Raw genomic sequence first — 12,302 nt, 5'->3', positions numbered from 1 at the left:
GTTCCTTCGGTGGCAGGCCCGACATAAGCCGGGCCACACCGATGCTGAAACGGCGCGTCAGCAGGCGTCGCCGTCATCCTCGCAATCGTCGTCGAAACAACAGGCATCCAGACTTTGCGGTGTACAGCCTGCGTCGCAGCAACAGTCACTGCACGCCTCGCATCCCGGTTTGCCGCAATCGCAGCCTTTGCCCGAACGCACCTGCCAGACCGTATAGGCCAGAAGGTCAAGCACCTTTTCAGGGCAGGCCGGATCGTCGCTTTTGATCACGACCGCCTGCGCGCGCGGACATTTCTCTTCGCCCTTGTAACGGATCAGCAGGTCAAGCGCGGCCCCCGGCGCGAGGGTGGCCGGGAACGGATTGTTGACCAGTTTCCAGTATTTGCTACTGCGCTGAAGGCCGACATGCTGGATATGCAGTGGGCAGGGCCCGGTGTTGGACAGGGTCAGCACCCGCTCTCCGACGCAGCAGGCCTTGACGCCGCCGATGCAGGTCGACCCGGTCACAGTCAATTCGCCCGAGGGCGCAGTGCCCGAAACCCGGATCGTCTTTGCGCCAGCCGGATCGTCGCTTGAGATTGTAAGCGTCCCGGCTTTTGCGCCAAGGCTTGTGGGTTGGAACCGGATCGGTACCTGAACCGAGTCACCCGCACCGACGATGATCGGGAAGGATATCACCTGCGGCACGACGAACTCAGCGGACGAAGACACGATGTTGCTGATCGTCAGCGGGCACCGGGCGCTGTTCGACAGCGTCACCATCCGGTCGGTCACATCCCCAACACAGGTGTCTCCGAAATCGCCGTTATCGGCGATGATGGACACAAGACGCGGTGCCGCCGCCTCGCCCGAGACATTCAGAACACGCGCGCCGCCCGGATCGTTGGAAAGGACGGTGATCGTCGCGGACTTGTTGCCAAACGACGTGGGCCGGAACCGCAGCGTCACGTCGATACTGTCGCCCGATCCGATGATGATGGGATACGCCTGCACATCAGGCACGAGGAACTCGGCCGAACTTGAAAGGATATTTGTGATCGAAAGCGTGTTGAAGCCGCTGTTGGACAGGGTCAGCGTCACATCCCGGTTTGTCCCCACGCAGGCATTGCCGAACGCCCCGGCATTGGGCAGGGCTGTGACCAGCCGCGGACGCAGGTGCACGGTGCGCATGGCAATATTGTTGTCATTGGGCACAAGCCGCCAATCCTCGATCGTGCGGCCTGCATGGTATTTGTCGGCGTGATCGGCATCTCCTTCAGCCGAGACCACAATCATCATGGTGTCATCGCCATCTTCGTTCGGGTTTGGAACCCACTCGAAAGGACCAACGATGATCTCTTCGGCATCGTTTGGCTGAATGGTGGGCGCGGCGATTTCAGGTGTATCCATGGCCGCGAAATCAACGGGCCAGATATGACCAGCAAGCGGTTGGCAGTGGAACCCGCGCACCGCAACCTGATTGGCAACCGAACTGCCCCGGTTCTTGATCCGGACATAGGCAAAGTTGGTTCCGATAACCGGGTCCTGATGCGTCGCACCCGCATCGGCGGCGTGCCGGTTCCAGATCGCCACGGTTGCGCGGTGATCGTCGGTGTATTCGTATTCTCCGCCCCGGCCATCGTCGATATAGACGTCAACCAGCGGCGGGTCGCCCCCGTCCAGCCCCTGCAGCTCGAAAGACCACTCCAGAACCTTGGCATAGGCCCCGCCCGAAATGCCGCGCGTCGTCCAATGGCCGGTATCTGCGGTCAAAAGAGCATCCAGAAAACCCGCCGGGGAGTTTGGGTTCGTCGCAGGCGACAACGTACCAACGGCCCGCAGCATCAGATAGGTCATCAAATGGGCCGAAAACTCGCGCCGGGTCAGGTCGGTCGAGTCCCCTCCGATACTGCGATAGACCCGGAACAGGGTGGTCGAGAGGATTTGCTCGCTCCGGTATGAGCCATCATCCTGCGATCCACCCCAGGACCAGCCGGCGGCTGGGTCACGGTCCGAGCGGCGCAGATTCTGCCGGAACGGTGAGCGGATGAACCGATCTATCGCCCCGCCATTGTGCCATTCCGAACCAAAGTCGTTGAGAATGATCGCGAAACTGTCCCCGGCGCTGTGCGAGAAACCGAAATTCGCCGAATTGACGTGGTCATAGAGAATGCCGTGTCCGCCAAGCTCATGCAGAACCACCGACCATTCGCTGGCATTGCCGACGGGATTGCCGCCGGTGTTGTCGATCAGGCCATAGCAGGTGTGATCGATGCCGTCGCCGTCCCCGATACAATGCGCATTGTTCGCGCCGCCGAACCCGCGATGATCCGCATCGATGGGAAAGCTGGTGCCGTCGAAATAGCTGTTCAGCGAAAAGCCAAGATCCTGAACCAGCCGGAAAAAGCGATCCTGATGGTAATAGGCATTCACGGCTGAAAACTGGTCCGTCCGCACATCGAAATCGAAATCTGTCCCAGCAGGTTGCGTAGGCGGCGCGATATTGGGGTTGTGCACATTGGTCACCTGTACGAATTCGCCGGTCAGCGATTGTACCCCACCAACTGCCGGGTCCAGCCCCAGCAGTTCAACATCGTCGCGCAACGGGTTCAGCACTGCGTTGGGTTGCCCGGCGTCATTGCCGGTATTCCCGGTCGAGGTGATCGGATCGTAGGTGAAGACAAGGCCGTTCACATGCGATGTCAGGGCCCGCATGTATAGGATCTCGCCAGTGCTAACGCCGACCAATAGGCGCCAGTTCATCGGGTGGCCTTCGAACGGAAGCCGGATGATCAGTTCAGCCACCAGTTGCCAGCTTTTGTCCCGGGACTTGGCAGAAAGCGGCGGCAGCTGCAGGGTCGGCAGATCATCGACCTCATGCGGATCGCTGTCCGGCTGCGGCTGGGCACTTGCCGCCTCGGGGTGGTCGTGTTGCCTGCGGGCGCGGTCTATCTGATAGACATAGAACTGTCCCGAGATCAGCTCGGGCGTTGGTTGGTCCTTGCCTTTGCCATAGTTGGTCAGCCCCGTGCCCAGAATGTCCCGAAGCTGACCGGTTGCAGCGCTCAAAGCCTGTTTTGAACTGGTCGCCGCGCCGGGGCCCTTGATTCCTGCAGAGAAAAGTTTGCGATACCGGGCAATGTCTCGCGACGCGGGCAAGGCCGCATTGACGCCGCTGGCGCTTGTATCGACGACTGAGAGCGGTTGACCGGTCTCATCCCCGACCGTGATGGTAATCCCGGCCCCCCAGACGGGCGTGTTTTGATGGGTCTGGACATAGACATAGGTAGTCGTGTCGAAAAAGCTCTTCACATCGGCCAGTCGAAAGGACGGGTCGGCCTTTACAGGCTCAAGAAAGCTTGCATCGCGATCAAGCTCAGCAAGTTTGGACATATCGATGTCAAGCGTTCCAGCTAAAGTGCGCAGATGCGACTTTGCGGACCGCATTTCAGCGGTGTCCGAGGATCCAGCGGCGCTCAGAAACCTGATCGCGCGAGTTTTGCCGTAATCATCACGGGTGATCGTTGCATTAAGAACAGGGTCGAAACTGCGTTTCATCGCATTTCCTTTCAATGACTTTTGAGTATCGATAAATCAATCAACGGCAGAAAATACGCCGCGAGTCGTGTATTAAATATAGACTTATTATCTCATTACTCAGCATATCGAGTCAAATGAGCCTGCTCAAAATAGGGTGTTTTCGGCGCTTTTTGGATCAAATCGTTTGAAGGAACAGATTAATTAGTTGAAACCCGGTGATAAATCAGTGGCCGACGGTCGTCCGTGGCCCCATAGCGGATAATCCCGGCATCACGATCCAGCATGAGAACCCGGTCATCGATATCCCGGGGCTCTTCGCCTTCGCAATAGACGCGGCTGTTGCGCCTCAGCATCCTGTCCGCGCCGTCCAGTGTCCCCTCGGCGACAATCCAACCGTGACCGGTCGTGCACAAGGAAATGACCGAGGGAACGATGCGCAGCTCGTAAGTTTCGTAGTCTGTCCGAGAAATCGACAAATAGTCGATCGACCCGTCCAAAGCATCCAGCCCTTTGTAAAGACCGGACCACGAGTCGTCTTCTGCCGACGCGGGCGTTGCTGACAAAAGCGCGCAACAAATGGCGATTTGCAGAACCGAGTATCTCATGACGCGTTTCCTCGTATTGTTATCCGGTTCTGGCAGGTTCACCTCAAAGGTGGTCTGTTTGCAAGATTATCGCACGGCGGTTGTAGTTTGTTTGGCTCCGCTTTCGCTGGACAGCGTAAGATGCGGGTGCAACATTTCCGATGTGGCATCAGACGTACGAGGGTTCTGGATGAAACGGTTTGTCAGAATGGGGACGACGCTGGCATTGGGTGTGGCTCTAGGCGCCCCGGCAGCCTTGTCCGCGCCGCCTGCCTATAGTGACGACCGGTCAACCCCCGAAGCTTTGGTGCATTCGCTCTACAATGCGATCAACCGTAAGGAGTATCTGCGCGCGTGGAGCTATTTCCAGTCAGGTGCCGCCCCTGCCTATACGGCGTTCAAGTCGGGATATGCGGATACGGCTTCGGTCGAGGTGAAGCTCGGCAAAGCCAGTGCCGAAGGTGCGGCGGGTTCTGTTCAAACCAGACTGCCGGTCACCATCCGAGCGCATCAATCAGATGGCACCAGTACGGTGTTCGCAGGATGCTATACGCTTGTTCAGGTGGATCCGACTGTGCAGGATGCCCCGCCTTTTCGCCCGATCCAGATCGCGATGGCGCATCTGCAGGCGTCAACCAGCGGGTTTGACAACGCCGCGCCGACCTGCAAGTAACCGCGACTGCCAGTTTCTGAACGAAACTTAATGGGTTTTGATATTCATTTACTAACAATAGGTTAGATCGCATGTGTTGCGATTTAGACCTGTCGTGAACAAGCCCTCATATTGCATCGAAGTCCATCTTTCATACCTCGATAGGGCGAAGGCAACAGATGTTGAGGCCCCCGGACGAGCCCGATGTGGACAGCTCCACACAAGCGGTAAACGCAGGCTCTGCGGCGGTTGATACACAGACATCCTTCGGCCCCGGATGCCCGACCTGAAATCGCGCATTCGATGGGTTCCGTGCGGGAGGGGGCGCAGCCGTGCCACTCTGAGCACAGCCTGCTTCTGGCCTCAAAATCGCAGCAGGATCGTCATGAACGATGCAGGAGAGGACCGTCCGATGCAAAGTTCAACACCCGACAAAGGCCCGGTTCTGAATGTTCAGGACAAGGCCGGGATGTTCCACATCGTGCTACCGCAAAGATCAACTCTGGCGGGCAGTTTCGACCGGTACATCAGCGCAAAGCAGGCGCAAGGCAATCTGACCCACATACCGTTTTGCTTTTCGGCGTGAACCAGAAACCCATCAGGAGAAGACCTATGCAAACCACCAAAATCACCCAGTCTGTCAAGAATCTGGCGGACTCGCCCGAGACCTTTCACATCGTCGTGCCGCAGCGCGCCAAGCTGGCCGCGAAGTTCGACGCCGAGATAGGTGGCGATTCCAGCCGCGGCTTTTTCCCACCTTTGCCCAGCGTCGCCTGCATCGGCGGCAAGGGATAAGCCCGGCATTTTTGCTAAAGGAGGAGAAACCATGAAAATCATGACCAGAAAAGTGGCGGATGGCGCTGACATCTATCACATTGTCCTGCCGGTTCGGCCCGCGTTGGCCCGATCGTTCGACGAGGACATAAGCCCGTCCAATCCCGAAGCGATCTTTTGTTGCAGCGACCTGTGTTGTGCCCACGATCCAAATGCGCAACCGGTAGCGGCATGACCAGGGCACATAAAGATCTGCGTCTGGCCAGCGGCAAGGCCGTTGCGAAAGCCTGGAGAGATCCCGCGTTTCGCGAAATGCTGGTCAAAGACCCGGCTGCTGCGCTGACTTCGATGGGCTATGAGGTTCCCAAGGGCGTCTCTCTCCGGGTTCTCGAAGACAGCGACGACGTTACCCATCAGGTCGAACGTCTTGTCACCTGACGGTCAGGGGCGCCCGTAATTGGGCGCTCCGAATTTCCCCGATATTTCACGATTACAAAGGATTACCCTTATGCGCGACAGTTTCGACAACCCTTTGGAATTTCGCCGCGATGTAGTGGCGCATGTCCTTTCGGATCATGAGGTCGCCTTGCTGGGCGAACACTCGGAACACGTTCTGGAAGGCGAAAGCCTTGTGGCCATCGCCCCGTTTCTGGATGGCACCAGAACCGCCGACGAGATTGCCGAGGCCGCCGCCGACATTTTGGACCCGGCCGAGGCGTATCATGCGCTGGATCAATTGCAGGCGCGTGGATATGTCCGCCCCGCTAGCGCTGCGATCTGCGGCGGCTGGGATGCGGTGTCGCCTGAATTGGCCGCGCGGCTGTCAGCGCCGGGGAACTATGCGCTGAAATTCCTGTCCTACGGCTTGGATTTCTACACCGCCTCTCTGATGGAGTACCGTCTGGCGCAACCGGATGTGATGCCGGGCGGGCCTGTGACCATTCTCGCCGTGGATGACTATCTGCGCCCCGAACTGACCGATGCGGTTGAGGACGCTCAGGCCGAGGGCCGTATCCTGTTGCCGATGCGTGTGGCCGGGTCGAAGGTCTGGTTTGGTCCTGCGGTCCTTCCGGGTCACGCGCTTGACTGGCCGCTGTTCCTGAAACGCCACCGGGGTATTCGCGCCACCGATGTGACGATTCTGGCAGCGGGTGGGTCGTTTCCCCTGCGCCCGTCTGAAACGCCGGCAGAGATCGTCCAGACTGCGGTCAGCCTTGCGGCGCAACTTGCGATGCGCCTGTCGGGCGGTGAAGCGGTTGATGCTATCTCCGGAAAAATCTGGGAGATGGATATGCGCGACATGCAGACCCGGACCCATCTTATGCCCCGCGCTGATCAAGCCGTCGGTCCACAGCCCACCGCTGATGGTCACGAGCCGATTGTCCTGAGCGCTTGCAAAAAGGTATTCCGCAAGGAAGGCGGCCATCGCATTTGCCCGCCGACGGACACTCTGGCGCGGTTGATGACCCATGTCGATCCAATCTGCGGTGTGGTTCCCGCCCTGATCCGGGGCGAGGCAGAGGATGATCTGCACCACTATACAGCCCTGCAAACTCAGCTTGGTCTGGGTATGCGCCATTCCGAAAACCGCCTGCTGGGTCGCCCGCAAGGGGCCGAAGGCAAGGGCCAGACCGACACTCAGGCGCGTGTTAGCTGTTTGGGAGAGGCGATCGAGCGGTATTCCTGCTGTCATACCGACGACATCCAGAGCCGCGGCGCGCGCTATGTCGATCTGGGGACCGAAGCGATCCACCCCAATGCCGTGCAGCAATTCAGCAAGGCCCAGTTCGCACAGCGCGACGTTATCAACCGCGAGACCGGCACTTTCAATTCCGTGCCCGAGCGGTTCGATCCAAGGGCCGAGATGGCCTGGACGCCGCTTTGGTCGCTAACCCGCAGCACCAGTCGCTGGTTGCCGACGGCGATGTGTTACTACAACTACGATGCCTCAGAAGGCGGAAAGGCACCGCGCTTTGCAAGCAGCAATTCGAACGGCTGCGCTTCGGGCAACACGCTGGAAGAGGCGATCCTGCAGGGTCTGTTCGAACTGGTCGAACGCGATGCCGTGGCGGTATGGTGGTACAATCGCCTGCGCTGTCCGGGCGTCGATCTGGCGACCTTTGACGATGCGTTTTTCGCTCAGGCGCAAAAGCTTTGCGCGGCCCGGGGCCGCAGCTTGCAGGTGATTGATCTGACAAATGATCTGGGCATCCCGGTCTTTGTGTCGGTCAGCGCGCGCGAGGCTGGAAATGGTTTTGTCTGCCTCGGGTTTGGCTGCCATTTGGACCCGCGACTGGCGATTTCCCGCGCCATCACCGAGATGTTCCAGATGCTGTCGCGGGATGCGGATCTGTCGGATGTGCGCAGCATGTCCGATGACCCGGAGTTCATCCATTGGTTCGAACATGTGACGCTGGACACCGACCCCTATCTGGTCGCAGACCCGGCGATCAGCGTTGGACCGGGTTTCCATCCCGACCGTTCGACCGATGACATTGCGCAGGATGTGCAGCTTTGCGTGGACAAGTTGGCCTCTTGCGGACTTGAGACACTGGTTCTGAACCACACCAGCCCCGATGTGGGCTTTCCAACCGCGCGGGTCGTGGTGCCGGGTCTGCGTCACTTCTGGACCCGCTTTGCCCCCGGCCGTCTATATGACGTCCCCGTTGCGATGGGATGGCGGGATAAGCCGCTGGCCGAAGGTGATCTGAATCCCATCCGGTTCATCTGGTGATCTGACATGAGGACACCTGAACTGACATATCGCTGGCGCTTGCTGGATGGGGTCAAGGCGCTAAAAGAGGGTTCGGCAGATGCGGCGCGCCTGCTGCCCGGTCGCGCACCCATTCCACGGGATGTCGTCGAAAACATCCCGCCGCACGTACTGGACCGCTTTGACGCGGGCTGGAACGAACAGCGCGCGGCACTTGACCCTGAACACGAGGCCGACTGGTTGGCCACGCTGGACTGGCTGGACCTGCTGAAGGGTCTGGGACTGATCCGGGTCGAGCTTTGCTGTGGGTCTGAGGTGCTGATGACGCTGATCCCGCATAACCGGCAGTTCGATCTGCCAGCGCCTGTTCCCGCTGCAGGGCTGACGGCGAAGCCGTTTCTCTACGCCCGCCCCCGCTCTGACGGATTGTCTTTGAACGAGCCGGATGTTCCAGTAACCGCGATCCTGCATTGCCCGGCCCTGCGGCATGTGATCACCGCCGGGCAAAGCTTGCATCTGGAAGACGCGGATGCGTCTACGGCAGAGCTTTGCGGTTTGCTGGCGACGCTTGGCTTCTTTCAACCCGCGACGGCTGAACCGGATCTTTCACCCACATGGGAGTTCCATGACCGCCTGATGCTGAGCCAGTTCAAGACTCAGGATAGGATCAGTGCTTTGGGCGCAACCTATCGGTTCGGGCAAGGCCTGAACGATCCGAAGCAGCCTGAGCCGCAAGGCGACTTTGTCGCTTTGCCAGAACCAGTTGCGACCGGGCACAGCTTTGGCGACGTCCTGCAAAACCGCCGCTGCCGCCGTCATATCGGCGCGCAGCCGGTTACTCTGAAACGCCTGGGCGATCTTTTGGGGATGGCCTGGCGCGACGTCGATCTGGATGATGATTTTCCCAGAACCCGCAGGCCCTTTCCTTCGGGGGGTGGCATTCACGAACTGGACGTGACCGTATTCGCCCCCCGGGTCGAGGGTCTTAACCCCGGGGCTTATCGCTATTGCAGTCGAACCCATCGCCTGTACCCGGTCGAAGTGGACAAAAGCACGATTAACGACATTTGCGCGCAAGTGCGTTCCACGCCCGGCGCGACCGGCGGTGATCTGGGGTGTTTGTTGATTGTTCGATCCGACTTTCCCCGACTGGCGCGGGTCTATGAAAAGATCGCCATGAAGCTGACGCTGATGAATGCGGGGGCCGCGCTGCAGACATTGCAACTGGTGGCCACTGATCTGGGACTGAACAGCTGGATTATCGGCGCGGGGACGGATTTCGACACCCCCGACGGGGACTCGTTTTCAATCGCAGGATTTGCCATCGGAGAACCCTCATGACCCTTCATTCCCCCGAGTTGAGCACCGTTGCGGCGCGTGAAGCCGCGCAGGGCTGGGTGACGCGCTTTGCCCATGCCGTTGCAAATGGCGATGCCGCTGATATCGCCACCCTGTTTCACCCCGAGGGCTTCTGGCGCGATTGCGTTGCCGTCAGCCGCCGCATCTGCACCGCAGAGGGCAAGGATCAGATCCGATCGCTGGCCGCAGAGTTGCATCCCGAGAACTGCCCGCGTGCCATCCGGCTGCTGCCCGGGGTCAAGCAGGAATATGGGATGATCATCGGCGAGTTTGCTTTTGAGACCGCTGTCTATCGGGGCACGGCGCATTTTCGGTTGCTGGGAGATCAGTGCTATCTGCTGGCGAGTTTCGCCGAAGACGTGATTGCGCCTGTACAAACAAATCCCGCCGACCAGGTGGATAGCCACACGATCATCATAGGGGCAGGACATGCAGGGCTGTCGCTGGCCGCCCGGTTGCAGCATCTTGGGATCAAGGCCACCATCTACGATGCGCAGGACCGCCCCGGCGATGCCTGGCGCCATCGTTACAATGCGCTGAAACTGCATGATCCCACACCGTTCAACCACCTTCCTTATTGTCCGTTTCCAAAATCCTGGCCGGATTATGCTCCCAAAGACATGCTGGCTGATTTTCTGGCCGATTACGCCCGTGATCTGAACCTGACAGTCATCCCCCGCACACGCTGCACCCATGCCGCGTTTGATGCCGGAGTCTGGGCCGTCGATCTGATATCCCAAGGCAAGGCCCGGACCGTCACCTGCCGCAATCTGGTCATTGCCGCAGGCAAATTCGGCCAACCGCATCTGCCCCGGTTCAAAGGGTTGAGCCGGTTTGAAGGGCCCATCACCCACGCGGCGCATTTTCAGGACGGGTCCGGATATGCCGGTCAAAAGGTGGCTGTGATCGGGGCAGGAAACACCGGGTTTGACGTCAGTCTCGATCTGGCGCGGCATGGTGCGGATGTCACCTTGGTGCAGCGCAGCCCGATCAGCCTGATCTCGCAAAAGGCATTCTCGAACATGCTGTTCACCCAATACCCTGAGGGTGTTGGCCAAACCGGTCAGCCTAATCTGATCGAACGCGCCATCCACGCGATGCCCGTGCGGCTTTATCTGAAATCCGCCACGATGGCGTGGCAAATGGCCCGCGAAACCGACAAGGACCTGCACGCGCGCCTGACCCGCGCGGGGCTGATGCTGGATGACGGGTATGAGGGCAGCGGCGTGTTCGGTCAATACCATCTGGGCGGCACAGGCTTTGTGATCGATCAAGGCGCCGGAGATTGGATCGCCGATGGTCGTATCGCAGTTCAGACCGGCGGCATCGCCCAGATCGAACCGCAGGCTTTGCGCTTGGACACCGGTGCACAGATCGAGGCCAATGCAATCGTCTGCGCGACGGGTTATGAACCGTTCGACTCGGTTCTGAGCAATCTATTGGGGTCCGAGGTTGCTCGGAAAATCGGGCCGGTTTGGGGCATTGGTCATGACGATTCTGCCCCTTGGACAGGCGAGCAGCGCAACGTCTGGACGCCAACATCAATGCCCGGTCTGTGGATACATGGCGGCTCGTTGGGGGTCAGTCGGTTTTATTCGCAACTGCTGGGATTGCAGATTGCGGTATCCGGCTGAACCGAGCCCACCCGGAACGAACCGAGCGCCCCAAAACATGAGGCCGGAGGCAGCGCGCCACCTCCGGCAGGTGCATTACTCAAGCAAACCTTGCTCGCGGTAGTATTTCAGCGCGCCGGGGTGGATTGGGGCAGACAGGCCCGCCGTTACCATTTCCTCTTTGGTCAGGTTGGCAAAGGCAGGGTGGAAGCCCCGGAAATCCTCGAAGTTTTCGAAAATCGAAGACACCAGCGCATAGACGGCCTCGTCCGAGACATTGGCCGATGTCACCAGCGTTGCGCCGACACCAAAGGTTTCCACGTCACCGTCCGTACCGCGATACATTCCTCCCGGTATGGTGGCCGAGCGGTAATAGGCATTGTTGTCGATCAGGCCGGTTACGGCGTCACCGGTGACCGGCACAAGTTTTGCATCGCAGGTGGTGGCGGCCTCTGTCAGGTTACCCGAAGGGTGTCCGGCAGTGATGATGAACGCGTCGATCTGATTGTCGCAAAGGGCGCTGGATTGCTCAGCCGATTTGAGTTCGGCTGCAAGGGCGAAGGTGTCCTTTGTCCAGCCCTTGGCCTCCATCAACACTTCCATCGTTCCGCGCTGGCCTGACCCCGGATTGCCGATATTGACGCGCTTGCCCGCCAGATCGTCGAAATGTTCAATCCCTGAATCGGCGCGGACCATCACGTTGAACGGTTCTGCATGGACCGAGAACACCGCGCGCAGGTCTTCGAACGGCCCTGCCTCTTCGAATTTCGAGGTACCGTTCAGGGCGTGGAACTGCCAGTCGGATTGCGCCACGCCGAACTCAAGCTCACCCTCGCGGATGGTGTTGATGTTGTAGACCGAGCCGCCGGTGGATTCGACCGTACAGCGCACACCGGTTTCCTTGCGGTTCTTGTTCATCAGACGGCATATCGAGCCGCCCGTGGGGTAATACACGCCGGTCACACCGCCAGTGCCGATGGTAACAAATTCCTCGGCCTGTGCGGACACTGTGCCAAGCGCGAATGTGATGGCCGAAGCCAGGATCAGGTTCTTTCTCATCGTTTCCTCCCTTTGAGATTGAGTTTCCT

At 59.4% G+C, this 12,302-nt stretch carries 11 protein-coding genes; 8 read left to right on the top strand and 3 right to left on the bottom strand.

The genetic code is table 11. The features are described from left to right. Positions 1-57: 57 nt before the first annotated feature. Complete coding sequence (locus tag ACR0FG_RS13705) at positions 58-3,537, bottom strand: choice-of-anchor D domain-containing protein (RefSeq protein WP_480893549.1); 3,480 nt, start codon at positions 3,535-3,537, stop codon at positions 58-60. 179 nt (positions 3,538-3,716) lie between these two features. Beyond that, on the bottom strand, positions 3,717-4,124 hold the full coding sequence (locus ACR0FG_RS13700) for a hypothetical protein (RefSeq protein WP_480893548.1): 408 nt from the start codon (positions 4,122-4,124) through the stop codon (positions 3,717-3,719). 169 nt (positions 4,125-4,293) lie between these two features. On the opposite strand from ACR0FG_RS13700, the gene ACR0FG_RS13695 reads away from it, so the two are divergent. The 8 genes from ACR0FG_RS13695 to ACR0FG_RS13660 all read left to right on the top strand — a co-directional run bounded on the left by ACR0FG_RS13695 (position 4,294) and on the right by ACR0FG_RS13660 (position 11,235). Further along, positions 4,294-4,776 carry a hypothetical protein gene (locus ACR0FG_RS13695; protein WP_480893547.1) on the top strand — a complete coding sequence of 161 codons (483 nt, stop codon included), beginning with the start codon at positions 4,294-4,296 and terminating at the stop codon, positions 4,774-4,776. 364 nt (positions 4,777-5,140) lie between these two features. Next, the gene (locus ACR0FG_RS13690) at positions 5,141-5,341 is read left to right on the top strand and encodes a hypothetical protein (RefSeq protein ID WP_480893546.1); all 201 of its coding nucleotides are present in this window, start codon (positions 5,141-5,143) and stop codon (positions 5,339-5,341) included. 26 nt (positions 5,342-5,367) lie between these two features. Further along, complete coding sequence (locus ACR0FG_RS13685) at positions 5,368-5,550, top strand: hypothetical protein (protein WP_480893545.1); 183 nt, start codon at positions 5,368-5,370, stop codon at positions 5,548-5,550. Between the two features lie 31 nt (positions 5,551-5,581). Beyond that, on the top strand, positions 5,582-5,764 hold the full coding sequence (locus tag ACR0FG_RS13680) for a hypothetical protein (RefSeq protein ID WP_170715227.1): 183 nt from the start codon (positions 5,582-5,584) through the stop codon (positions 5,762-5,764). Then, on the top strand, positions 5,761-5,967 hold the full coding sequence (locus ACR0FG_RS13675; protein WP_480893544.1) for a nitrile hydratase subunit alpha: 207 nt from the start codon (positions 5,761-5,763) through the stop codon (positions 5,965-5,967). Before ACR0FG_RS13680 ends, ACR0FG_RS13675 begins: the two co-directional genes overlap by 4 nt. Positions 5,968-6,037: 70 nt before the next feature. Further along, positions 6,038-8,263, top strand: a complete 2,226-nt coding sequence (locus tag ACR0FG_RS13670) for a TOMM precursor leader peptide-binding protein (RefSeq protein ID WP_480893543.1) — start codon at positions 6,038-6,040, stop codon at positions 8,261-8,263. Positions 8,264-8,269: 6 nt separating this feature from the next. Next, the gene (locus ACR0FG_RS13665; protein WP_480893542.1) at positions 8,270-9,583 is read left to right on the top strand and encodes a SagB family peptide dehydrogenase; all 1,314 of its coding nucleotides are present in this window, start codon (positions 8,270-8,272) and stop codon (positions 9,581-9,583) included. Beyond that, positions 9,580-11,235 (top strand): flavin-containing monooxygenase, encoded by a 1,656-nt coding sequence (locus ACR0FG_RS13660; protein WP_480893541.1) that lies wholly within the window; start codon positions 9,580-9,582, stop codon positions 11,233-11,235. Before ACR0FG_RS13665 ends, ACR0FG_RS13660 begins: the two co-directional genes overlap by 4 nt. Before the next feature lie 75 nt (positions 11,236-11,310). Here the strand turns inward: ACR0FG_RS13660 and ACR0FG_RS13655 are convergent, their stop codons facing one another. Continuing rightward, entirely contained in the window at positions 11,311-12,273 is a 963-nt protein-coding gene (locus ACR0FG_RS13655; protein ID WP_170715236.1) for a TAXI family TRAP transporter solute-binding subunit, read from the bottom strand. Positions 12,274-12,302: the final 29 nt, after the last annotated feature.

It is taken from the genome of Ruegeria sp. E1 (assembly GCF_056534225.1).
Note: the sequence above shows the minus strand (reverse complement) of the source record. Positions and strands in the feature narration are given on the sequence as shown.